The 24,473-nt window shown below is 38.0% G+C and carries 27 protein-coding genes; 11 read left to right on the plus strand and 16 right to left on the minus strand.

Annotated features, from left to right (window positions below):
• The first annotated feature begins 238 nt into the window (after positions 1–238).
• The 6 genes from HQN86_RS09230 (at position 239) to HQN86_RS09255 (ending at position 5,983) form a co-directional block, all read left to right on the plus strand.
• The gene (locus HQN86_RS09230; RefSeq protein ID WP_172660710.1) at positions 239–2,158 is read left to right on the plus strand and encodes a gliding motility-associated C-terminal domain-containing protein; all 1,920 of its coding nucleotides are present in this window, start codon (positions 239–241) and stop codon (positions 2,156–2,158) included.
• Positions 2,159–2,206: 48 nt separating this feature from the next.
• A complete protein-coding gene (locus tag HQN86_RS09235; RefSeq protein WP_048904292.1) occupies positions 2,207–2,410 on the plus strand; it encodes a hypothetical protein in 204 nt (67 codons plus the stop codon).
• Between the two features lie 2 nt (positions 2,411–2,412).
• A complete protein-coding gene (locus HQN86_RS09240; RefSeq protein WP_048904291.1) occupies positions 2,413–3,096 on the plus strand; it encodes a cell division ATP-binding protein FtsE in 684 nt (227 codons plus the stop codon).
• A gap of 129 nt (positions 3,097–3,225) precedes the next feature.
• Positions 3,226–3,825, plus strand: coding sequence for a nucleotide exchange factor GrpE (locus HQN86_RS09245; RefSeq protein ID WP_172660711.1), 600 nt, complete (start codon positions 3,226–3,228; stop codon positions 3,823–3,825).
• Positions 3,826–3,829: 4 nt separating this feature from the next.
• Entirely contained in the window at positions 3,830–4,993 is a 1,164-nt protein-coding gene (gene dnaJ, locus HQN86_RS09250; RefSeq protein ID WP_172660712.1) for a molecular chaperone DnaJ, read from the plus strand.
• 75 nt (positions 4,994–5,068) lie between these two features.
• On the plus strand, positions 5,069–5,983 hold the full coding sequence (locus tag HQN86_RS09255) for a Ppx/GppA phosphatase family protein (protein WP_172660713.1): 915 nt from the start codon (positions 5,069–5,071) through the stop codon (positions 5,981–5,983).
• Here HQN86_RS09255 and HQN86_RS09260 read toward each other — a convergent pair.
• The 13 genes from HQN86_RS09260 to HQN86_RS09320 all read right to left on the minus strand — a co-directional run bounded on the left by HQN86_RS09260 (position 5,972) and on the right by HQN86_RS09320 (position 16,029).
• A complete protein-coding gene (locus tag HQN86_RS09260; RefSeq protein ID WP_172660714.1) occupies positions 5,972–6,541 on the minus strand; it encodes a Maf family protein in 570 nt (189 codons plus the stop codon). The genes HQN86_RS09255 and HQN86_RS09260 overlap by 12 nt on opposite strands.
• A 69-nt stretch (positions 6,542–6,610) precedes the next feature.
• A complete protein-coding gene (locus HQN86_RS09265; protein WP_172660715.1) occupies positions 6,611–7,012 on the minus strand; it encodes a periplasmic heavy metal sensor in 402 nt (133 codons plus the stop codon).
• A 116-nt stretch (positions 7,013–7,128) separates the two neighbouring features.
• Positions 7,129–7,656: a KdsC family phosphatase gene (locus HQN86_RS09270; RefSeq protein ID WP_172660716.1), complete on the minus strand. Its 528-nt coding sequence runs from the start codon at positions 7,654–7,656 to the stop codon at positions 7,129–7,131.
• Between the two features lie 6 nt (positions 7,657–7,662).
• Positions 7,663–7,905, minus strand: a complete 243-nt coding sequence (gene iscX, locus HQN86_RS09275; RefSeq protein WP_048904286.1) for a Fe-S cluster assembly protein IscX — start codon at positions 7,903–7,905, stop codon at positions 7,663–7,665.
• A gap of 26 nt (positions 7,906–7,931) precedes the next feature.
• Positions 7,932–8,264 carry a 2Fe-2S iron-sulfur cluster-binding protein gene (locus HQN86_RS09280; protein WP_048904285.1) on the minus strand — a complete coding sequence of 111 codons (333 nt, stop codon included), beginning with the start codon at positions 8,262–8,264 and terminating at the stop codon, positions 7,932–7,934.
• 40 nt (positions 8,265–8,304) lie between these two features.
• Positions 8,305–9,066 carry a Rossmann-like and DUF2520 domain-containing protein gene (locus HQN86_RS09285; RefSeq protein ID WP_172660717.1) on the minus strand — a complete coding sequence of 254 codons (762 nt, stop codon included), beginning with the start codon at positions 9,064–9,066 and terminating at the stop codon, positions 8,305–8,307.
• Positions 9,066–11,537 (minus strand): cytochrome c biogenesis protein CcsA, encoded by a 2,472-nt coding sequence (ccsA, locus tag HQN86_RS09290; protein WP_172660718.1) that lies wholly within the window; start codon positions 11,535–11,537, stop codon positions 9,066–9,068. The genes HQN86_RS09285 and ccsA (HQN86_RS09290) overlap by 1 nt, the downstream gene beginning before the upstream one ends.
• Before the next feature lie 5 nt (positions 11,538–11,542).
• Positions 11,543–11,953, minus strand: a complete 411-nt coding sequence (locus tag HQN86_RS09295) for a cytochrome c maturation protein CcmE domain-containing protein (RefSeq protein ID WP_172660719.1) — start codon at positions 11,951–11,953, stop codon at positions 11,543–11,545.
• A 124-nt stretch (positions 11,954–12,077) separates the two neighbouring features.
• Entirely contained in the window at positions 12,078–12,737 is a 660-nt protein-coding gene (gene msrA / locus HQN86_RS09300; RefSeq protein WP_172660720.1) for a peptide-methionine (S)-S-oxide reductase MsrA, read from the minus strand.
• A gap of 129 nt (positions 12,738–12,866) precedes the next feature.
• Positions 12,867–14,288: a Glu/Leu/Phe/Val family dehydrogenase gene (locus HQN86_RS09305; RefSeq protein ID WP_048904281.1), complete on the minus strand. Its 1,422-nt coding sequence runs from the start codon at positions 14,286–14,288 to the stop codon at positions 12,867–12,869.
• Between the two features lie 149 nt (positions 14,289–14,437).
• The gene (locus HQN86_RS09310; RefSeq protein WP_172660721.1) at positions 14,438–14,656 is read right to left on the minus strand and encodes a CcmD family protein; all 219 of its coding nucleotides are present in this window, start codon (positions 14,654–14,656) and stop codon (positions 14,438–14,440) included.
• Between the two features lies 1 nt (position 14,657).
• On the minus strand, positions 14,658–15,317 hold the full coding sequence (gene ccsA, locus HQN86_RS09315; RefSeq protein ID WP_172660722.1) for a cytochrome c biogenesis protein CcsA: 660 nt from the start codon (positions 15,315–15,317) through the stop codon (positions 14,658–14,660).
• Positions 15,318–15,369: 52 nt separating this feature from the next.
• A complete protein-coding gene (locus HQN86_RS09320) occupies positions 15,370–16,029 on the minus strand; it encodes a heme exporter protein CcmB (protein WP_172660723.1) in 660 nt (219 codons plus the stop codon).
• Positions 16,030–16,128: 99 nt separating this feature from the next.
• On the opposite strand from HQN86_RS09320, the gene HQN86_RS09325 reads away from it, so the two are divergent.
• Positions 16,129–16,644 (plus strand): DUF421 domain-containing protein, encoded by a 516-nt coding sequence (locus HQN86_RS09325; protein ID WP_172660724.1) that lies wholly within the window; start codon positions 16,129–16,131, stop codon positions 16,642–16,644.
• A 4-nt stretch (positions 16,645–16,648) separates the two neighbouring features.
• Here the strand turns inward: HQN86_RS09325 and HQN86_RS09330 are convergent, their stop codons facing one another.
• The 3 genes from HQN86_RS09330 to HQN86_RS09340 all read right to left on the minus strand — a co-directional run bounded on the left by HQN86_RS09330 (position 16,649) and on the right by HQN86_RS09340 (position 19,013).
• Entirely contained in the window at positions 16,649–17,062 is a 414-nt protein-coding gene (locus HQN86_RS09330) for a hypothetical protein (RefSeq protein ID WP_172660725.1), read from the minus strand.
• Between the two features lie 5 nt (positions 17,063–17,067).
• Positions 17,068–17,403: a gliding motility protein GldC gene (gldC, locus tag HQN86_RS09335; RefSeq protein ID WP_048904276.1), complete on the minus strand. Its 336-nt coding sequence runs from the start codon at positions 17,401–17,403 to the stop codon at positions 17,068–17,070.
• Between the two features lie 287 nt (positions 17,404–17,690).
• Positions 17,691–19,013 carry a DEAD/DEAH box helicase gene (locus HQN86_RS09340; protein ID WP_172660726.1) on the minus strand — a complete coding sequence of 441 codons (1,323 nt, stop codon included), beginning with the start codon at positions 19,011–19,013 and terminating at the stop codon, positions 17,691–17,693.
• Between the two features lie 169 nt (positions 19,014–19,182).
• On the opposite strand from HQN86_RS09340, the gene HQN86_RS09345 reads away from it, so the two are divergent.
• From HQN86_RS09345 to dnaK, 4 genes are all read left to right on the plus strand, one after another.
• Complete coding sequence (locus tag HQN86_RS09345) at positions 19,183–20,517, plus strand: dihydroorotase (protein ID WP_172660727.1); 1,335 nt, start codon at positions 19,183–19,185, stop codon at positions 20,515–20,517.
• A complete protein-coding gene (locus HQN86_RS09350) occupies positions 20,517–21,590 on the plus strand; it encodes a DUF3810 domain-containing protein (RefSeq protein ID WP_172660728.1) in 1,074 nt (357 codons plus the stop codon). The genes HQN86_RS09345 and HQN86_RS09350 overlap by 1 nt, the downstream gene beginning before the upstream one ends.
• Positions 21,591–21,774: 184 nt before the next feature.
• Positions 21,775–22,104, plus strand: a complete 330-nt coding sequence (locus tag HQN86_RS09355; protein WP_172660729.1) for a DUF4143 domain-containing protein — start codon at positions 21,775–21,777, stop codon at positions 22,102–22,104.
• A 93-nt stretch (positions 22,105–22,197) separates the two neighbouring features.
• Positions 22,198–24,057 (plus strand): molecular chaperone DnaK, encoded by a 1,860-nt coding sequence (gene dnaK / locus HQN86_RS09360; protein WP_172660730.1) that lies wholly within the window; start codon positions 22,198–22,200, stop codon positions 24,055–24,057.
• Positions 24,058–24,473 lie beyond the last annotated feature (416 nt).

Genomic DNA, 24,473 nt, shown 5'->3' on the forward strand with positions numbered 1-24,473 from the left:
GGTATTTAAGACGGTTTTTAGCAATACGTCCATTCTTGTGCTCTTTCGTTAAAAAAACACCTCAAACAACTAACAATAAGGCACTTAACTAAAATAATAATTTTAGCCCATTATAATTTGTCTTCTATGTTATTATGGTAGACGGCATAAGTAAGATTCAGACGGGTACATTAGGTATAGCAAGGCTGTTTAAAATACAGAGAATAAGCAGTATATTGTATTAGCTTAAATAACTGTATTGACCTGGGGATATACAAAACTTACCGCATTGTTTTTACTGCTCACCTTTAGTGCTGCAAAGGTGAAGGCACAGGTATGTACCGGCTCTTTAGGAGATCCGGTAGTGAACATAGATTTTGGAAGAGGAAGTGCGGATGCTGGCCCCGATCCTGGCTTTAGCAGTTATACCTATGTAAGCGACAGAAATGTACGGGACGGCACCTATACTATTGCAAAAACAACTATTGGCATGAACAGGAATTGGTATGCAGTAACCAATCATACCCCTGATGATGTAGACGGCTATATGATGGTTGTAAATGCAGACCGCAATCCTGGTATTTTTTATGAATCAGATGTACAGATTAATCTCTGTCCAAATACCAAATACGAATTTGCTGCATGGCTACTGAACATGCTTGACTATTCCGGCTTAAAGCCAAATATCACATTTGTAGTATTAGATATGAATGATATAGAATTAGGTAGTTATAACACTGGTGACATTCCGGATCAAGACCGTAATTGGAGGCAATATGGGTTCATTTTTCAAACCACAACTTCAACACGCGTGAAAATCAGAATGATCAATAATGTTTTTAATGTAAATGATGCTGGTGGAAATGATATCGTGATAGATGACATCACATTCAGAGCCTGCGGACCAGATATTAAAGCTGGAATAGGCACTAGTTTTAATCGAGTTCAAGATATTTGTGAAGGGACCACCACAACCTTAAATCTGTCGGCTCAAACAGTGGGTTCGGGAACCCTCCGGTACCAGTGGCAAAAAGACAATGGTGGCAGCTGGGCTGATATTCCCGGGGCTACAAATCCTTCAAGTTATAATGAGTCATTTACTAATGCGATTCCTGGATTGTACAATTACAGATTAACTGCAGCTGAACCAGGAAATTTTAATTCTCCTAATTGCCGAACAGTATCCCCTATCTTAACCGTTAAAGTAAACTCGCCCCCAATGGTAAACGCAATAAGCAATGGGCCTGTATGTATAGGAGATGCCATAATGTTTGATGTAAGTACAGACGGTACCTACGAATGGCGAAGGCCCAATGGAACTTTATTTTCGACAGAAAAATCGCCTGTAATTCTAGATGCTACAGCAAGTATGTCTGGCTCCTATACCCTTACCGTAAAAAGTCTGGGATGTGAGGTTACTTCCGCAATAAATGTGAACGTTATTCCTCCACCAATTCCGGTTGTAGACAATCCGGCACCCCAGATTTGTGAGGGAACTAGTGTACAACTGAATGCTTCAGGGGGTACAAGCTACTCCTGGTCGCCGACAATTGGGCTTTCAGATCCAAATGTTGCGAATCCCATCGCTTCGCCAACTGTAACTACATTATATACAGTTCAAGTAAAAAGTGGTACGTGTTACAGGGAGGCCCAGGTAGATGTAATTGTTAACAAAGTACCAGCTGCTGATGCGGGTCCTGATAAAAAAATATTAAGTGGATATGATGTCAAACTAAACGGAAGTGTGTCAGGAGATGGAGTAAGGTATTTCTGGACACCGAATACTGATATTGATGATAAAAATTCCCTTACTCCCAGGGTATCGCCTAAAGAGGATACAGACTATATCCTGCACGCAGAATCGACTATGGGCTGTGTAACCGCTCTGGACACGGTATTTGTTAAGGTCTATAACGGACTTACAGTTCCAAATGCTTTTAGTCCAAATGGCGACAATATTAATGATGCGTGGAATATCACCGCTATAGATGCTCTGGATGCCCCTGTGGTAAAAGTCATGAATCGTTATGGAACCCTCATCTTTGAAAGTACCGGCTATGAAAAGCCCTGGGATGGGAAGTACAGAAATGAGGATGTTCCTGTTGGTGTTTATTACTACATCATCGATCTGAAAAATGGCATGAAACCAGTTACCGGATCGCTTACCTTGATTAGATAAATACATCACATGCCTTAATTCTCAATTTGAAATACTATTTTTGACCTAATGTATGTTATTAAAGTAAAAGGCATTGCCAAGATCCCTGATTACGTACAATTAAGGGATGATAAATTTACCTTATTGGCCTACTTTAGGGTAGACAGGCCTGATAAATCGCTTGAAAAATTGGGCTTAGGTGATAAATTGCCCTACATTATGAATTTTGTAAATGATTTGCCCTTTGGACAAATTGCTAAAATAGATATTTAAAAATGACAGGAAACGCAGTTATAAATCTAAAGAATGTAGATGTATTTCAACAAAAACATCTGGTCTTATCAGATGTAAATTTAAATGTTGATAAAGGAGAGTTCGTTTTTTTAATTGGCCAAACCGGTTCCGGGAAAAGCAGTTTACTTAAAATCATTTACGGAGATCTTCATATCGGTAATGGCGACGGACAAATTGCTGGCTTCGATTTAAAAAACCTGGCCATTAAAGATGTACCCTATTTACGCAGAAAATTAGGAATTGTATTCCAGGATTTTCAACTGCTTACCGACAGAACAATTGAAAAAAATCTTGAGTTCGTATTAAAAGCTACAGGTTGGAAAGATCAAGCCTTAATTGAAGAACGTATAAAAGATGTTCTTGAAAAGGTAGGCTTACGATCAAAGATCAGAAAAATGCCGCATGAGCTTTCGGGCGGCGAGCAGCAACGCGTTGTAATTGCACGTGCATTATTAAATAACCCAGAAATAATACTTGCTGATGAACCTACAGGGAACTTAGACCCTGATACATCAGAAGAAATAGTAATGTTGCTTAAACAGATTAGTCAGAGTGGAACTGCCGTACTTATGGCTACCCACGATTATCATATTATAAGAACTTTCCCTTCAAGAATTATCAAATGTGAAGGTGGAATTGTGCATGAAGATGCACAAATTGTTTAACCGCCAAAATCTGACAAAACATTCCTTTTCAGTCATTCGCGTCAGTTTATTTTAAATAAAACTGACACCATGACTGATATATTTCATTGGCAAAACTTTTGAGTTTACAATCAAAAATTCTACTATACCATGTTTAGCAAGAAGAAAAAGAACGATAACACAGATCCAATTGTGAAAAATAACGCTGAAGAGCAGATGAATAATACCGAAGATCAAATAAATACTGAAGAAGTAACTGCAGAAAATCCAGTTACGGAAACCGAAGTTGTGCCAGAGCTTTCTGCCGAAGAAAAATTACAACAAGAGAATGCAGCTTTAAACGATAAATATCTACGCTTGTTTGCCGAGTTTGACAATTTCAAACGTCGTACCCAAAAAGAGCGTAGTGAGCTTTTACAAACTGCGGGAAAAGATGTAATAGTTTCACTGTTACCTGTTTTAGACGATTTTGATCGTGCCACCAAGGCCATAGAAACTGCTACTGATATAAATCCAATCCGTGAAGGCGTTGCGTTAGTACATAGCAAGCTAAAAAGCATTTTAGCTCAAAAAGGTTTAAAAGAAATGGAAAGCATCAACAATGTTTTTGATACTGATAACCATGAGGCTATTACTAAAATACCTGCCCCAAATGAAGAGTTAAAAGGAAAAGTAATTGATGAATTAGAGAAAGGCTACACTTTAAATGATAAAGTGATTCGCTTTGCTAAAGTTGTAGTGGGTAGTTAATATTATGAGTAAGAGAGATTTTTATGATGTACTTGGTGTAACCAAAAGCGCATCTGCCGAAGAAATTAAAAAGGCTTATCGCAAACTAGCCATCAAATTTCACCCTGATAAAAACCCTGGGGATAAGGCTGCCGAAGACAACTTTAAAGAGGCTGCCGAGGCCTATGAAGTTTTAAGCAATCCGGAAAAGAAACAACGTTATGACCATTATGGGCATGCTGGCGTTGGCGGAGCTTCTAGCGGTGGATATGGCGGTGGCGGCATGAACATGGAAGATATCTTCAGTCAATTCGGGGATATTTTTGGTGGTGGTGGCAGTCCTTTCGAAAGTTTCTTTGGAGGCGGCGGTCAGCAGTCGCGCGGCGGCCGACGTGTAGCTAAAGGAACTAACCTGCGCATCAAAGTAAAACTCACTCTTGAGGAAATTGCCAACGGTACAGAGAAAAAAATCAAAGTAAATAAGCAGATTAGCTGTAAAACATGTGACGGAACAGGAGCTAAAGATCGCTCATCGGTAAGTACATGTAAAACCTGTGGTGGAAGCGGTGCAGTTCGCAGAGTGACCAACACAATTCTTGGTCAGATGCAAACTACCTCTACCTGCCCTACTTGTAATGGTAGCGGACAACAGATCACGGCTAAATGTACATCATGCCATGGTGAGGGTATAGTTCGTGGCGAGGAAACAATTACAATCAATATCCCAGCTGGTGTAAGTGACGGTATGCAATTAAGCATGAGCGGAAAAGGTAATGCAGCACCTAGCGGCGGTATCCCCGGAGATCTGATCATCCTGATTGAAGAAATACCTCATGAAACTTTAAAACGCGAAGGCAATAATGTAGTTTATGATTTACACGTTTCTATCATTGATGCTGCATTAGGCTATAGTGCCGAGGTTCCAACCATTGATGGTAAAGCAAAAATCAAAATTGAACCAGGTACCCAAAGCGGAAAATTATTACGCTTAAAGGGTAAAGGTATTCCTGAAATCAATTCATATCACAGAGGCGATGAGATTATCCATGTAAATATATGGACTCCAAAAGCGCTAAGTTCTGAAGAAAGAAGCATGCTTGAGAAATTAAGAGACTCTCCTAATTTTAAGCCACAACCTGGTAAGCACGATAAGAGTTTCTTCGAAAAAATGAAAGAATATTTCGAATAATAATTAAATAGTTTTTAGAAAGCCGTCCAGTAGGATGGCTTTTTTTTTGCACTTTTACCATCAAATAAACCTTTAATGAAAGCCGCAGTTATTGATCTTGGTACAAATACCTTCCACCTGATAATAGCAGAAATATCTGCTACAAACGTCCAGATAATCTATAAAACAAACGTACCCGTTAGGCTTGGTCAGGGACGCATTAACGAAAACATCATTATACCCGAAGCATTTGAACGAGGAATTGAAACCTTAAAAAACTTTAAACAGAAAATTGACAAGTACCAGGTTCAGCAAACACTGGCAATTGCTACCTCCGCAGTAAGGAGCGCAGCCAATGGAATTGATTTTGTTGAATCTGCAAAGAAAAACGCAGACATCATTATAGATGTTATTGATGGTGATAAAGAAGCTGAATACATCTATAAAGGAGTAAAAGCCACAGGTACAATCAATGGAACATCATTGATTATGGATATCGGCGGAGGAAGCACCGAATTCATTATCTGTAATGATAAAGAACTGCTGTGGAAGAAAAGCTATAACATAGGTGCAGCCAGATTAATGCAGGCTTATTTCCATTCAGATCCAATTAGTGAGCTGGATAAATCAGCTATTATTAACCATCTGAACAATGAGCTCACAGATTTAAAAGAAGCTTGTACACTGTATAAACCTGATCATTTGATTGGTTCTGCCGGCGCTTTTGAAACCTTTGCCAGTATGATTTTAAAAGAAACACATATAGAAAACATAAAATCTGCGCCTATAGAATTTACTGCTTACAATAGCCTTTCAGAAAAACTAATTACGTCTACCCATGCAGCACGCCAAAACATGCCTGATCTAATAAAATTAAGGGTTGATATGATTGTGATTGCCGCAATTCTTACCAATCACATTTTATCACTGTCTGAGATTAAACAGATCAGTTTGTCCACTTACGATTTAAAAATGGGCGTTCTATATTCGCTATCAGAATTAAAATCCTGACAAAGCTTTGTATAACTTTTCAGTTGGCAAACCCATTACATTTGTATAAGAACCAATAATCTTATCGACAGCTACAAGGCCTATCCAATCCTGAATACCATAAGCACCGGCTTTATCAAAAGGATTAAAATTGGCAATATAAAAATCAATCTGTTCTGCTGTAAGTGGATTAAAAAACACTTCAGTAACATCGTAAAAAGAATGCATTTTATCCCCATAAGCAATGCTCACACCAGTGTATACCTGATGGTTTGTACCAGACAGTTTGGTTAGCATTTCAGTAGCATGAGTTACATCCTCAGGTTTACCCAATATTTCATTATTATAGGCAACAATAGTATCTGCAGTAATCACTATGTTTTCATGGCTATCATCTGCAAAAGCTGCTGCCTTCTTTTCGGCAATATAAACCGCAATTTCGGCCGGGAGCAAATCTTTCGGATAGCTTTCATCAACTTCCTTCAAAACTACTTTAAAATCAAGGTTCATCGATTTCATCAATTCTTGTCTGCGTGGAGATTTTGAGGCGAGTATTATTGGAAGTGTCTGCTTATACATAATTAAAATTTGCTCAAAAATAACAAAAGCGGCCATATGCCGCTTCTATTATTTTAAATGTTTTAATGATTATTGACCTCCGCCATTACCATCTTGTCTTTTTTTCATTGCTTCTTTTCTCTCTTCTTTCCAGGTAGTGTAAGCTTTTTTCTGGTCGTCGTTTAACAAAGCATTAATTTTAGTATCGCTTTCCTCGTTAGATTTCACCATTGCAGCCCGCATTGCGTCTCTATCTCCTGCCGCATCTTCACGCAATTTTTTCATCCCCTCGGCTTGTTTCAGGTAAATGGCGGAAACTTTGGTTTGCTGATCCGCCGTAAGATTAAGCTTTTTAGTCAACATTTCGGTATTTCTTTTTGCTCTCTCTTCAGGTGTTCCTCCTCTACGACCACCTTGACCCTGACCCTGTTGTGCTTGTGCAAATGTTATTACACTAAATAACAATCCGCAGATAATCAATAATTTTTTCATACTCTTTTACAATTTTTAATAGTTATAAAGCTTTTAGCTTCGGTTTTGTAAGAGATTGGAGTATGAACAGTGGAATAGGTTTAATCTAACAGAAGTAACATAATTGTTGCAGGCTGCTACTTTCCCGAATCGGCTGCAGAAGGGTTCTCATCGAACCATTTTTGCTGTACTTTAAGCACCTTTTCAATAATATCCCGAACTGCAGTTTTACCTCCTGAATATGGAGAAATATATTCAGAAATTGCTTTTATTTCGGGTACAGCATCTGAAGGGCACGTTGGCAGCCCTACCAGTTGCATCACTTTAAGATCGGGAATATCATCCCCCATATACAATACTTCGTCGGCCGTAATGTTATGCTTAGCCAAAAGAGAATTAAATACATCTACTTTATCTGAAACACCAAGGAATACTTCCGCAATACCTAAACCTTCAAAACGTCTTTGCATTGCCAAACCCCGCCCTCCGGAGATGATACAAATAAGGTAACCCCTTTTCACGGCCAGCTGTAAAGCATAACCGTCTTTAATGTTAAATGTGCGCAGAAACTCCCCACTGTCTGATGCAATAATATCACCATTTGTGAGCACACCATCCACATCAAAAATAAGGGTGGTAATGTTTTTAAGTTTCTGCAGGAACATATCTTACTAATCCTGGTTATCTCTCCATTCGTAAACCCAGGCCGACTGGATTTGCTCCAAATGACCTTCACTGCTTTCTTCTCTGGTCCCTTTAAAATTAGGTAATTCCAATACCCATTCTATTAACTCAGTGAATCTGATACGGTATATTTTGGCTTCATTAAAATCATCACCAAATTTCTCATATAACTCCTGGGCTATATCCTCATGGTCATTCCAGTATATTGGTAAAGCAAATTTATCTTGCATGTCTTTGTATAATTTATTGATTTATATTAGTGACCTAAAAATTCTGATTGATCAGGGATTGTTACTTCTATGTCTCCATCTATAACAACACACTGGCAACCTAATCTTGAAGTAATTCTAGGACGAACAGCTCTGTCAATAAAATCTTCTTCTTTATCAGAAATTTCCTGGATATTATCCATTCCCTTTAGTACGTAAACATGACATGTACTGCAGCCGCATACTCCGCCACAGTTATGCTGTAATTCTATTCCGTGATCTAAACAAGCATCAAGAACCGATTCTCCACTTACAATAGGTAATTCAAGAGGTTCTTTTCCTTGTTCTTCAAAATTTATCTTTAATTTAAAAATACTCATAATTGTGTTCAAAAATAAGCACGAAAAACGGCATTTATAACTATAAATGTGTTTTTTTAATGCTTTTACTTAAAGTTTGATAGATTTCTTTTAATTCAGGCATACCATTCAGTAAAACCTGATGTTTAATCATAGTTTGCTCATCATCCCGAACGGCAGGTCCGGTTTGTACATTTATAGGCAGTTCAGTCTGTACTTTTAATGCAGTCTCCATTATTAATGGCTTAAGCATCTCAAAGTCGAGCTCAAAATGTTCCACTATCTTATCACTCAATGTGTAAAGATGGTTAACAAAATTACAGGCAAAAACTGCCGCCAAATGCAATATTTTCCTTTTCTCGCTATCCACTTCATAAACAGGCGAAGAAAGCATATCCGCGACACTTCTTAAGACCTCCAAAGTATGTACATTGCTTGCCTCAATACATAATGGAACGTTAGCAAAATCAATTGGCTTGGCTTTAGAAAAAGTTTGCAGAGGATATAAAACACCGTAATTTTTCAATGCCGACAAGGCATCTATTGATGTAGCTCCCGAGGTATGAACTACCAATCCATTTATTTCTCTTAAGCTATCAGATACTGATGCAATGGCATCATCTTTCACCGCAACAATGTATAAATCAGCCGAACGGTCAATTTCATCCAGATTTGAGATAGCTACAGAGTTTGTGTTCTTTGCCAGCTCAGAGGCGTTCGCCAAATCACGGCTCCATATCTGAATCAGATCTACACCCTTTGCTTTTAGCGCATTAGCCAAATGCGTTGCCACATTACCAGAACCAATACAGACTACTTTCATTAAACAGCTTTAACTTCTTTTTGTCTCCTGAAAATGGATATTAAAAATCCTGCAACCATCACTATTGTACCAATCCAATATAAATTGATGTAAGGGAACTCAATAGATTTAAAAACAACCCAGTCCTTCGCCTGCTGAGGTTTTTCAAAAACCTGCAATTCTACTTTGCCTTGATCAGGAATTACTTTTGTAAACCTAACCCTTAACCCTAAATCATCAATATTACGGGCAAAGTCAAATACGTTATTTCCTTTAACCAAAAAGATAGGTTCAGTTTTATATATTTTACCATTAACGTCAACCTCAATTGGCATACCTACAGCTAAATCCTTAGGACCAATTATTAAATCTTTTGCCTGCGGTTTTGGATTTAGTGCTTTAACAGTAAGTACCCCACTACTTGTATGTAAAGTATCACCAACGCTAACTGTCACAATTCTAGGAGCCTTATAGTTTTCTTCTTCACTATGTCCTTCATGGTCTCCATGCTCCTTGTCTTCTTTCAAAGGAGCGCTGGTAACGTGAGTATAAATATCGTAGGTTAAGTAATGTTTAGTGTCAGGTGAAGCAATAAGCCCCATTTTCTCGTTCGACTGAATATGAGGATTTACTTCGAAATCTTCTTTTACTTTGCCAGTACTTTCATCATAAACTTTAAAGTTCAATTTGTAAAAAGTATTTGGAGCAACGGTAGTATCGCTGATATAGGTAACGGTGTACTTACCCATTTTCTTTGGCTCATTTTTGTAGAGAACAATGTTCTCTCCAGGTTTCTCAGCCTTCTCGAAATCTTTAACCGGAATAAAGTTAGATGCATTTAAAGAGATTGGTTTGTTAGTAGCGGCAGCTACCAAAGCGCCAAGCAACAACAAAGCAAAACCAATGTGTGCAACGGCCGCACCTACCAATTTCCGCTTACCTCCAAAACCTTGTCCCAGAATCTTCGCGTTAGACATAACTGCAAAAACACAGCTAAAGGTTAAAAGTATATACATCAGGTTATGATATACATTGGTGATATAAACAAAACCAGCAGTAATTACAATTGAGAAAACCACAGTAGCCGCAAGACTGCTGTAGAATTTACGGATATCAGTTCTCTTGTACTTCATGAACTGGGTGAATCCAGATATGACCGTTACTAAAATAGCAAACGGAGCCTGCCATTGGTTGTAGTACTTAATGGCATCTATAGGAGGTGCAAAGTTAGTTCCAAATGCTGCGTTAAACACAGGTACAGAAGTAGAGAAAATTACCTGAATACAAGCTACAGTAATTACTAGTGCACCTATAAACATCCAGAATTCTCTTGAATAAGTTTCTTCGTCTTTATTGGTAATTGGCAACTCTTTCCATCTTACAATCAGTAAAATTACAGGTAAGGCCAAAAAGACAACATTGTATAATATAAGGTGCCCAAACATACCTAGATCTGTAAATGAGTGGACAGATGTTTCGCCCAAAATACCACTTCTGGTAAGAAATGAAGCATATAATACCAATACAAAGCTGAGGAAGATCAATACAATTGCAGTAAAGAATGCATGCCCTGTATTTTTAAAGGCAATCATTACGTGTACACCTGCTATGAGGGTTAACCAGGGAATAATAGAAGCATTTTCTACAGGATCCCAGGCCCAGAAACCGCCAAAATTAAGTGCTTCATATGCCCAAAATGATCCCATAATGATACCCGTCCCCAAAATCATTACGGCAAACAATGCCCATGGCATTGCTGGTTTTACCCATTCTTTATATTTCTTTTGCCATAGCCCCGCAATTCCATAAGCAAATGGCACAACCATGCTGGCAAAGCCTAAAAACAAAGTCGGTGGGTGGATAACCATCCAATAATTTTGAAGTAGCGGATTTAATCCGCGTCCGTCGGTTATAAATTTAAGGTAGTTTTTAAAGTTTTCAGGATCAGCAAATACAACTGGCGCCATCTCCTTAAGGTTTAAAGCATCTCTTAAAAGGATGAAGGGAGAGCTACCTATTCTTTCGCCAAAGATTTCAACACCTAATAACATTGAAGTTAAAAATGCTTGCGAGAACGCGACAATGGTCATTACGCCAGTTTCCCAGGTTCTGGCCTTCCACATTAATATTACGCCCAGTAATGATTGCCAAAACGCCCATAACCAGAAACTTCCCTCTTGCCCTTCCCAAAATGCTGACACAATATAATATACAGGCAGCTCTTTCGAAGAGTGTGAATAAACGTAATAGTATTCGTTGTAATGATTTAATATTAGAAAAAAAAGTGTAGCTCCGATGCCTATTACACTAAACCAGTTTATTAGAAATGAGATGCGTCCGATGCGTTTCCATGATTGATCTGCAAGATCCTTATTTTGGGTAGCAAAAAAATAAGAGATGGCTGATAGTAACGACGCAGCGAATGCTAAAACAATAAAGAATTGCCCGACTTTACCCGGAAGGAGGTTCTCTCCAATAAATTGTATATCCATTAAGATTAGTTGTATTTTTCCACTTTACCGTCCTTCTTGACTTCTACAAGATCATTATTATATTTAGATGGACATTTCATGAGTATTTTAGAAGCGTAGAAGGTATCATCTTTCATCTTGCCGATTAATACCAGTTTTTCGGAGCGTTCAAAGTCTTGAGGTTTAGTGCCATTGTAAACAACTTTATTCACAATGCCTTTTTGATCCTTCATGTAAAAAGCAAAGTGGTTAGCATCTTTCTGAGCGTCGTAATATGTACCCTTTTCTTTTTCCCAGTATCCCATTACGTGAAATTCCTTAGGATCTTTTGCAGCTTCAGTAAATGTAGAATAGCTATTTGTATCAGCATTTAGACTAACTAAAAAACCTACACATATCGCTATAGTAATTAAACCAACAATTGCACTTTTTCTCATGGTCGTAATAAAAATAAATTGAACCCTACAAAGATAAAAAATATAAGTACCTAAAGTCTTTTAGCTACATCCAATTCGGGATGATGACAGTTTATTGATAGTTCTCTGACAAAAAGCTCATTTTTTAGTCTTTATATTCAGATTTTATGAGGTAAGGCATAGTTTTTCTGAGTTTTAGCACTTTTGGGCGAGAAACATTTCTAATGTATGGATCCCAGCTACGTCTTCTATAATAATCCTGATGTTCGGTTTCGGCTGGATAAATGACTTTAAATGGAATCACTTCAGTTACCACCGGCCTGTTGTAACCATTTATAGAATCAATTCTACTAATTAGGTTGTGAATTATTATTTTCTCTGAAGGCGACCGATAAAAAGCGATCGAACGATAATCAGGGCCCAGATCAGGCCCTTGTCCATCCTCCTGGGTAGGATCGTGTGCATTGAAAAATGCTTCGGTTAGTCTTTCAAAGCTTATTACGTTGGGATCATAATAAACCTGTACCGCTTCCGCATATCCGGTAGTTTTAGACAATACCTCATTATAACCCGGATTTGGTTTAGTACCGCCCGAATAGCCACTTATAACCTTACTCACTCCCTTTAACTCCAGCATACATTCCTGCATTGCCCAGAAACAGCCACCAGCATAGGTTGCCACAGCTTCTCCCCTTTTTGCTGCTGTTATTACTGCAAATCCATTTTTAGTTTCCAGTTTTTGCGCCTCATTACAAGCGCAAGATAAAGTAGTCAGAAGTATCCAAAATATTAGCTTAACTTTCATAATCAGGCTTTATGTAATATACGCTGATAAACGCATTTTAATTTTAACATCTGTTTAATTAGCAAACTGATGACAAAAAAAATCCGCATCACTATGTGTGATGCGGATTAAAATAGCTGTCTTTAAAACCTACGGCCAGATACCAAGGTTCATATAAGAAACTGCGATCTTATCAATTGAACCCACAAAAGCAGCGGTCCTTAATGTTTGAACACCAGGTTTGGTAATTAAATTCTCTCTGATCTCATGGTAGGAATGAATCATTGTGTCCTCTAATCCTGAATTTACAAGCTCCATCTCAGAAGCTCCCTTAACAATCATTAAACGATTTTCAGCTGGGATCTTTTTACCAGTAAGATTTTCTAGGGTATTGATTAAGTTGGCATTAGAATTCTCTGCATAACGGTTTTCCATGCGTCCAAATGCTACGTGCGAGAGGTTTTTTAACCATTCAAAATAAGAAACAGTAACACCACCTGCATTACAATACATATCAGGTATGATGATCCCTCCCATTTCGGTAAATATTTCTTCAGCCTCAGGCGTAGTTGGCCCATTTGCACCTTCAGCAATAATTTTTGCTTTTATATTGCGAATGTTGTTTACAGTAATTTGGTTTTCTAAAGCGGCCGGAACTAAAATATCGCATGGTTGCTCTAATCCTTCCATTGAATTTTTGAAATCAGTAGCTCCAGGGAATCCCAATATCGATCCTGTATTTTTACGATGAGCAAAAACTTCATCAATATTTAATCCATTTTCGTTGTAAATTGCCCCCTCATACTCGCAAAGACCAACAATTGTTGCTCCGAACTCTGAAAGGAATTTAGCTGAATGATAACCCACGTTTCCTAAGCCCTGAACAATAACACGTTTATCGCCTAATCCTGCTTTAAATCCAATCTTTTGCATATCCTCGGCTACATTAACGCATTCCTTAACAGCGTAAGCAACACCACGTCCGGTAGCTTCTTTACGGCCGCGAATGCCATGTAAAGCAATTGGCTTTCCGGTAACACAACCTAAAGCATCAAGTTGCCCCGGATTCATAGTCATATATGTATCTGCAATCCAGCTCATTTCACGTTCACCAGATCCATAATCAGGAGCCGGGACATCAATACCAGGACCAATAAAATTTTTCTTTATCAACTCAGTTGTGTAGCGGCGTGTTATAGTTTCTAGCTCGGCCACAGAGTAGTTCTTAGGATTAATACAAATACCACCTTTTGCCCCGCCAAAAGGAACATTTACAATAGCACACTTGTAAGTCATTAGGGCTGCTAAAGCCATTACCTCATCTTCATTTACCATCTCACTGTAACGGATACCACCCTTTGTTGGGCTCATGTGATGAGAGTGTTCTACTCGCCATGCATCAATAACTTCAAATCCATTTCCTCTTCTAATTGGGAACTGGAAACGATACACACTGTTACAGGCTTTAATTTGATTTAATAGTCCCTCGGGATGGGAAGTGAACTGCGCTGCACTGTCAAAATTTTTACACACGTCGGCAAAAAATTTTGTCTCATTTGCTGAATTAGCCATTATTTGTTTTTTATGAATTTTGAATAAGTTCTCAGTTATGAGTACAAAATTGCACTAAAAAAAACGATTATTACAAATGCGGAATTACTTAGTGTACGCCACACACTAGCCTTAAAAAGGTATAAAAACGACGATTAAACGATTTAAAATTAGTTTTTGTCAGATGATTTCTTTTCTATTTTTTTTAATCTTTTATCTAGAGAGAATAGATAAATCAATAAACCAACAAGAATTATGACAATGCAGATCACAACAACATATATCTTTCCATTGCTGCGTAAAGCATCAGCCATCTCCACATCATTAGATTGAGCAAATAATTGTACTGAACTTAATAGCAGCATTAAAGCAAATATGATCTTCTTCATCTTATGAATTTTGTTTGTTTTCTATTGTACGAATTCTAAATCTAATGGTATAAATCCAATACCCAATTATCGACCAGCCAATGAAAGCCGGGTATAAAACAGCGCGCATGCGGCTATCTAAATCGTAGCTGTTAAAGCCCGGATTACCACCGTTTCCGGGGTGTAAGGAGTCTGACAAACGAGGCAATACCATTATAAGCACTACCATCATCGGAAAGGCAAAAATATTGTAAATAGCCGATATCTTAGCCCTTTTTTGTTGCTCATCAATCGCATTTCTAAGTACCAGATAGGCAAAATATAAAAGTATGGCAACTGCTGTAAAATTCTGTTTCACATCAAAACTCCAGAACTGTCCCCAGGTAAATTTAGCCCAGACTGCGCCTGTAATTAGACCCAGTATACTAAAAATGATCCCCACATTTACACTCTCTATTGCTCTGATATCATCCGATTCCTTACCGTATAATAAATATTTAACACTGTAGAATACCGAAATAGAGAACAATGTAAGCATCGCGAACCACATGGGTACATGGAAATACAGGTTACGAATTGTCTCATTTAATATGGCCAAATGGGGTACTCCGGATAGTAATCCTGCAATGGCGGTATACAAAACTAATACCGACCCTAAAATCTTCCACCAAATCTTGTTCATTATATAGGCTTAATTGTAACAAAGGTAATAACTGGGCAGGGGATTTTAAAGCTCAATCTCTCCATAAATAAGGGAATAGCAGTAATGTTACCGCCGCAACCAGTGCATTTATAATCAAAAGCAGGCCAATTTCATCTAAACTCACACTTCTGTCCAGGCCGTCAATTGCATTTTTTGTAAGCTTAATCAGTACAATTAACACAGGTATAATAACAGGAAAGCTAAGAATAGCCATTAGCATACCTCCGTTACCTGCTTTAGAGGCAATTGCTGAAATCATTGTAAAAATAGTTGAAAAGCTTAAACTACCCAATACCGTGGCTATGATGTAGAGTCCAAGATCCTGAGGCACATAATCGAAGACCATCACGTAAAAAAACAAGGCTATAAGGGTAAGAAGCATCATCAAAAGCACATTGTATACTGTTTTGGAAATGATGAGTGCAAGTGGACTTGCAATGGTATAAATGTATAATTGCTGCCCTTTGCTTTCGTGTAAAAAACCTTTTGAAACTGCATTTATGGAAGCAAAAAGCATGATAATCCAAAACAATGCATTCCAGGTAACTGGAGCTATGCTTACAAACGACAAAAAACAAACAAAAACAGTTGATACTACATACAGCAGAACGCCATTAAGTGCATATTTGGAGCGCCATTCCAGCAGTACTTCTTTCTTAATTAAATATTTTACCTGATGTAGTAATTGCATACTGTGGCAAAGATAATTTTTAATCGGTTATTTTCGATTCAAATAGGTGTTTTGTAAACTAAATATGAATAATATTGTATTAATAAACGCATCCTGATCATGAATCAATATCTTGACATCATTTTAAGAAGCTTGGCAGTTTATGCCTTTATGCTTGTTGCAATTCGCTTAACCGGCAAAAAGGAGCTTTCACAGCTCAACACTACTGATGTGGTATTGATTTTACTGATCAGTAACGCTGTTCAAAATGCTATGGTTGGTAACAACACAAGCTTATTGGGAGGATTAGTTGCTGCAGCCGTTTTGTTTGCTTTAAACTACGCTTTAAAAAAGCTCATGTTCAAAAACAAAAAGCTGAGAGACTTTATCTCTCAGCATCCTGAAATCCTTATCCACAATGGTAAATTCAATTTCGACAAACTCAGCAAGTTGGATATTACCAACGAGGAACTTGAAGAAGCCATGAGGGAGCACGGAATTGAAAAATATAAAGATGTAAAATTGGCTATTCTTGAGGTTGATGGTAACATCAGCATCATCAGCGGTGACGAACATCTAAAACAAACTCAGTTTAAAAGGAAAAGAAAACACAAATCGCTGGGCGATTTGAATTAACAATTTACTTTACCTCAACCCCTTCATTTACCAAAACAACTTTCGGTTTTCTTACAGTGATCAATATAAATGCACCGGCGGCAATAACATACCAACCCCATTTTAATTTTACCATACCTGCACCAAAGTTTATTAGTTTCTTAAAATGAAGAAAACCAAATGAATCATGTGCCTTAAAGTATATGCCAGCCAGGGTAATTAGAACTAAAACAATTCCTCCCCAACCGGCCAATTTTATCAGTCCGGCTTTATTTGCGAAGGCCCCTATCAATCCAATTACCACCAATACATAAAAAGCAATGGCTAACCTCTGGTCTATATCAAAATAATTCCAGCTGCCAATAATTGGAATACGCATAAGTGGGCACATCCCTCCTACGGCCATAAGTACTGAACCAATAATTCCCTGCAGTCTCATTTTATCTATCCTTGAGTATTGATCCCCATTTTATCAGCAAAATGCGCACAGTAATCACGCAAATCTTCTACTATAAGCGTTTCGCCTGTAGCTTTTAAAAAACTATCGCCCATAGTTTGCAACGTTTCGTAAAAAAAACGTTTCATCTCATCAACAGGCATGTCTTTAGTCCAAAGATCAATACGCATTGAGTTCTTATAGTTGTGATCCCACAATGCAAGCATCATAGACTTAACCGGAACTTGTTCCTGAGTTTGTGCATCTGTAGATTCCCAAAGAATATTATCAGGAACATTATTATCGTCTAATTGAACGGTGATTTTAATTTCTGCTTGCTTCATTAACTTATACTAGCTTTTATTATAAATATTAAAATGATGATGAAAATAATTAACACGCCTTCTACAACCCATAGTTTCTTTAGATTTAAAATAAACCTTCTGAAAATTTGATCTGATATGAAAGCAACAACTGCGGTTAAAAAGCTAAACCCAATAAGAATTCCTGTAATATCCACATATTTGGGATTTCCCTCATCTTTCTTATTTATCAGCAGCATTATGGCAATAACCAAACAGATGGCTGAAACAATATTAAGCGGGGTCAGTCTTACTTTCAATGTCTTTAACTATTTTTTGAATTTCTTCTTTTTCCATGCAGGCTGCTTATTTGTTTTATTTCTTGCAGCAGCTGCAATGGCGGCAGCATGTTTTTTCTCATGGAATGCACCTTTAAAATCAGGATCTTCTTTACGCTTTTGATCGTCTATTGCACGATTTATGGCTTGCTTCTCCTCATAAGGGGTTTCTTCCACAAAAACCTCAGTCGGCAAAGGTACAACAGGAATTTCTTGTCTTATTAATTTTTGTATTTTCTCAATGTAATATTTTTCGGCTGGCGTACAAAAGGTAAGCGCATCTCCTTTTGAATATGCTCTTCCGGTACGGCCAATTCTATGCACATAATCTTCAATGATAATTGGAACATCAAAATTAATCACATGACTTACTTCCGAAACATCAATACCTCGTGATGCAACATCAGTTGCTACCAATACCCGGATATTACCTTCTTTAAAATTATTTATAGAATTAATCCTGGTATTCTGGCCTTTGTTCGCATGAATTACCCTAACAGCCTCTGCTCCAAACCTACGCTCAATGAAACTAAAAATGTTATCGGCTACCGTTTTGGTTTTACAGAAAATGATCAGTCGTTTAAACTCCTCATCATTTTTCATTAAGTGTTGCAGCAGGTTGATCTTGGTTTTAAAGTTAGGCACTTCGTACAAAGTTTGAGTAACCGTTGCAGCTGGCGTAGCTTGCTCAGCTACTTCAATTAAAGTTGGATGTTTTAAAAAGTCGCCCGCAATCTTTTGAACAAGATTACTCATAGTAGCCGAGAACAAAAGGTTCTGCCTTTTACGAGGTACAATCTCTAAAATCCTATGAATAGAACCAATAAAGCCCATGTCCATCATTTTATCTGCCTCATCTAACACCAAAAACTTTATGTATTGGGTATTGATATGGCCGGCTAAATAAATATCTAAAAATCTTCCAGGTGTAGCTACAATAATATCAACACCGGCTTTAATCTGTTCAATCTGAGTTTTAGGTCCAAGTCCACCATAAACCACAACAGTACGCAGATCCGTGTATTTAGAGAAAATCTGGATATGCTCGGTAATTTGCATGGCCAACTCTCTTGTTGGAGCTAATATTAATGCACGTGCTGAGTCTCCCTGCGCATATTTCAACTGCATTAGAATGGGCAAAACATAAGCTGCAGTTTTACCTGTTCCGGTTTCGGCAATACCGAATATATCCTGACCCGATAATACAGGGGCTATTGCTTTTTCTTGTATAGGAGTAGCAACAGTAAAGCCTGCATCAGCTACAGCATTTAAAATCTGTCGATTTAGGTTAAACTCTTCGAAATTCTTGGCCATTCGGCAAAAGTAGTCAAAATTTATTTCCTAGCCCTTGTATTTAACCTCCATGTCATCCTGAATCTATTTCAGTACCCTGCACCTGCAATGCCTCCTTTCTCTTTGGAGGCCCTGAAATAAATTCAGGATGACGTAAGCTGAAAAGAATATTTTATTTAAGTTTGACACCATGAATACCATACTTATAAAAGCTGCTTCAATTGTAAATGAAGGCCAAATAGTAGTCGCCGACGTACTCATCAAGGCTGGGTTTATTGAAAAAATTGCACCAAACATTGATGAGCCTGCAGATCAGGAAATCAATGCGGAAGGATTACATCTTTTCCCTGGAATGATTGATGACCAGGTACATTTCAGAGAGCCTGGACTTACAGACAAGGCCGATATCTTTTCTGAAAGTATGGCAGCAGTTGCAGGTGGCATTACCTCTTTTATGGAAATGCCCAATACAATACCTAATACACTAACGCAGGAATTACTTGCAGATAAGTATCAGATTGCGGCTGAAATGTCTCTTGCCAACTACTCTTTCTTTATGGGTGCATCAAATACCAATATTGAAGAAGTACTAAAAACAGACCCTAAAAACGTTTGTGGAATTAAAGTTTTCATGGGTTCATCAACAGGAAATATGTTGGTTGATAATGAAAAAGTTTTAGAAAACATCTTCAAAGAAGCACCCATGCTGGTAGCAACTCATTGCGAAGATGAGCAAACCATAAGAGCCAACATGGCCATATATAAAGAAAAATATGGCGAGAACATAACCATTGATATGCACCCACTTATCAGAAGTGCAGAAGCTTGTTATATTTCTTCATCAATGGCTATAGAGCTTGCTAAAAAACACGGAACCCGCTTACACATATTACACATATCCACTGCTAAGGAAGTTGCATTGTTCGACAATATAACTCCTTTAAAAGATAAAAAGATCACAGCAGAGGCCTGCGTTCATCACCTTTGGTTTGACGACAGGGACTATGCTACCAAAGGAAACTGGATAAAATGGAACCCCGCCGTAAAAACCGCAGAAGATAAGGATGCCATTTTAAAAGGAGTACTAGACAACCATTTAGATATTATAGCTACAGATCATGCTCCGCATACCATAGCAGAAAAGGAACAGCCTTACCTGAAGGCCCCTTCCGGTGGGCCATTGGTACAGCATGCATTGCCTGCTTTATTTGAAATGTATCATCAAAAGAAGATCACTTTAGAAAAGATTGCCGAAAAAACTGCACATAATGTGGCTATTTGTTTCAATATCGACAGAAGAGGATTTATTAGAGAAGGGTATTGGGCAGATCTGGTATTGGTAAACCTGAATGATCCGTTTAAAGTGACCCGGCAAAATGTGCTTTATAAATGTGGATGGTCTCCTTTTGAGGGTCAAACATTCCAGGCCGAAGTAACACACACCTTTGTATCGGGCAATCTTGCCTATCAGAAAGGACGATTTACAACAAGAGAAAACGGGAAAAGATTAACCTTTAACAGGTAATGAATGCAGCTTATAAACCTGAAATACGGAAATTTGTTATCCTCTTATCGCTTTCAGTAATTGTATTTTTAGCCGGCTTTTTCAGCCGGTTCATTGAAAACATTTATTCAGAGGGACTTTATCAGGTCAGTTCTGTTATCCAGCGTTTTATAAGCTCATTAGTTCCTTTTGCCCTTGGAGACTTTCTTTATCTGCTGCTCATACTTTTTGTAATCAGAAGCTTATTTCTATTCTATAAAAAGATAACCCATAAATCATTAAAAAAAGCTGATCGGGTAAAGGTGCCCTTACAGGTAATTAACTTTATTCTTATTCTTTATTTAATTTTTAAAATTCTTTGGGGTTTAAACTATTCACGTCCTTCAGTTTCAAAACAGCTGGGCATCAACAATGAAAAATACAACACACCTGAGCTGGTTTTACTGGGTAAATTTTTCATCAGTAAACTAAACCATCTCCAAAAAGTAAAGAAAACAAGATACAACATTAAGGAATTAGCGATTAGAGCTAAAGCTGGTTATGACTTGATGGAACAAAGAAATTCCATTTTCAAATACCGCAGCCCTGCGGTAAAACCGGTATTAAATAGTTGGATAGTTACTAAAATTGGCATCGAAGGATATTACAATCCAATCTCGGGAGAAGCAAATGTAAATATGAGATTACCGGCCATAGCCCTACCCTTTGTTACCTGTCACGAAATAGCCCATCAGCTAGGCATTGGTCGCGAAGATGAGGCAAACCTTATTGGTTATCTTGTAGCCGCAAATAGTGCTGATCCTAATTTTCAGTATTCCGCATCCTATGCCATGTTAAAAAGCATACTGTTCGAGATCAGGATCAAGTCTCAGAAAGATTATGATGCTTTGTATACTACCATTAATCCTGGTACAATACAAGACTTTAAAAACGACCGTGATTTTTGGCGCAAGTATAACAGTGAGATGTTTGGATACATGGATGTTGCTTTCGACAGATTTCTAAAACTAAACAATCAGGATAAGGGAACAGACAGTTATCAGGATATTGTACTTTGGCTTTATAATATTCATAAAAAGGAGCTTGACCTTTAAAAATCAGCCGTTCAATTAAAATATTTCTTTAGAAATTACGAATTACTCAATACATTGAGTAATTCGTAAATCATGTTGCAAAGACCTCATATTAAAGAACTTACATCTAGAATCTTAGAGACAAGAAAACACATCCAAGTAGTAATTGGCCCACGTCAGGTAGGAAAAACCACATTAGTTAATCATGCGCAATGAGCTTTTCGATGAAGTTAGGCAAGATCCAAAAGAATGGGGTAGAATGGCAGAATCTGCCATAGGAGCTCATTTGGTTAATTCAGCGCTTACCGAAGGCTTTAAAGTATATTATTGGCGCGAGCGCAACAATGAGGTAGATTTTGTATTGGAGCGTCGGGGAAAAGTCATAGGGCTCAAAGTAAAAAGTGGCCAAGATTTAAGTATATCCGGTTTAAATGAATTCCAAAAACAATTCAAACCTGAGAAGATATTACTCATCGGAAAAAGCGGACTGAGCATAGAAGAGTTTTTGAAACTTAATCCCGTTACTTTATTTTAAACCTCGTAATAGAACAAATTAATTCCCAGGATCTGAAAAACATTACAACCTTAAAACAAAAAAACAGCTAAACATTCCTAAATTTGCCGAACTATGGCAAAAATATCCATCAACCTGGCAACAGGCTCATTCCAGCAAGAAGAAATCATCGTTGGGATTGATTTAGGGACAACAAATAGTTTGGTTGCCTTTATCGATCCGGACAAAAACCCCAAAGTGATAAACGACACTGGTAAAGGCTTATTGGTTCCTTCTATTGTACATTTCAATGGGCAAGGTGATGCTTTGGTTGGAAATGAAGCCAAAGAATTTTTAATTACCGATCCTTCAAACACCATATTTTCTGTTAAGCGCCTACTGGGAAGGTCATACAAAGATGTAGCCAGTCATCAGGATACCTTCTCTTATAAAATAATTGATGATGAGAACGATTCCCTGGTCAAAATTAAAGCCGGCGATAAGTTCTATACACCAATTGAATTATCAGCTGAAATACTAAAAGAGCTTAAAGCCAGAGCAGAGCACGCACTTAAAACCCCTGTAAACAGAGCAGTAATAACTGTTCCCGCTTATTTCAACGACAGTCAGCGACAAGCAACCCGTGATGCAGGAAAACTAGCCGGACTTGATGTTTTAAGGATTGTAAACGAGCCTACAGCTGCTAGTTTGGCCTATGGACTGGGCCTGGATCCTACTCAACAAAAGACAATAGCCGTTTATGATCTTGGTGGAGGCACTTTTGATGTATCTGTACTTTCAATTCAAAACGGGATATTTGAAGTATTATCAACTAATGGCAATACTTTTTTAGGCGGAGATGATTTTGATCGCGCCATCGTTCATTATTGGATAGACAAAAACAAACTAAACAAACAAGACCTTGCTGCAGATTCAGGTTTAATGCAAGCTTTAAGGTTAAAAGCCGAAGAAGCAAAAAAAGCTTTAACCACTCAAAATTTATTTAATGAGAGGCTTGGCGAAATCTGGTGCTCAATAGATAAACAAACTTTTGAACAACTAATTGCTCCCAAAGTTCAGGAAACCATAAACTCTTGTAAACAGGCCTTAACTGATGCTAAATTAGACATTGAAAATATTGATGAGGTGGTTTTAGTTGGCGGGTCTACACGTACCCCTTATGTTAAAAAACAAGTTGCAGATTTCTTTGGCCGCACTCCTCACGATCAGATTAACCCTGATGAGGTAGTTGCTTTAGGAGCAGCCATACAAGCAGATATCCTTGCTGGAAACAGGTCAGATATCCTTTTATTAGACGTGACCCCTTTATCACTAGGAATTGAAACTATGGGTGGCTTAATGGATGTCATTATTCCAAGAAATGCAAAAGTTCCCACCAAGGCTGGCAGGCAATACACTACCTCAGTGGATGGACAAGTAAACATGAAAATATCTGTATTCCAGGGCGAACGCGATCTGGTTCAGGAAAACAGAAAATTAGCAGAATTTGATCTTAAGGGAATCCCATCTATGCCGGCTGGGCTACCAAAAGTAGATATCAACTTCCTTTTAAACGCCGATGGGATTTTAACTGTCCAGGCTGTTGAACTACGCTCTGGTGTAAAACAGGAAATAGACATTACTCCTAGTTACGGTTTAACCGATGAAACTGTCGAAAAAATGCTGATCGATAGCATTACTCATGCAAAAAGTGATGTAGAACAAAGGATGCTGATTGAAGCCAGAAGTGAAGGCGAACAATTAGTTTACACGGCCGAACGCTTTATCGAAAAACATGGAACTTTCCTTACCGCAGATGAAATCGAAAACACCAACATCCATATCCTGGCACTCAAGGAAGCACTTGCTAAAGCAGAGAAAGATGAAATCCTTAAGAAAGCCGACGAACTAAATGAATTTACACGCCCATTTGCCGAAAGGGTTATGGATGTAGCTGTTTCTTCGGCAATGAAGGGGAAAAGCATCGATAAATAACCACATTAAAGGTTTCTTCATATAGTTTTACGGAAATGAAATATCCTTTTATTTCCGTAACGCTTGTTACAACAATTATTCTGTTTAGCGCCAGGGGCTTCTTTGCTCACATGAGAATTAACTACCTGGCAGTTTTCACGCTTCCTTCCGGCATTAATATATTCTTCAAAGCGACATAAAACGTTGTGCTGAACATGTGGATGACCACAGACAAACGTCGATATACAGATACTGTAGCGCATCCTGGCACTATCTTGACGTTGATTATATGAACCACCTAGGTCGCTGCTGAGAAGCTAATTTGAACAAATATTTCCCGGTCATAGAAAGTGTAGCTTTTCTGAAAGAAACAATCAAGTGCATAAGCAATACTCCATAGAATAATACCAAAGCATCTCATACTTCGATGAACAGTG

Source organism: Pedobacter panaciterrae, assembly GCF_013204795.1.
Classification (GTDB): domain Bacteria; phylum Bacteroidota; class Bacteroidia; order Sphingobacteriales; family Sphingobacteriaceae; genus Pedobacter; species Pedobacter panaciterrae.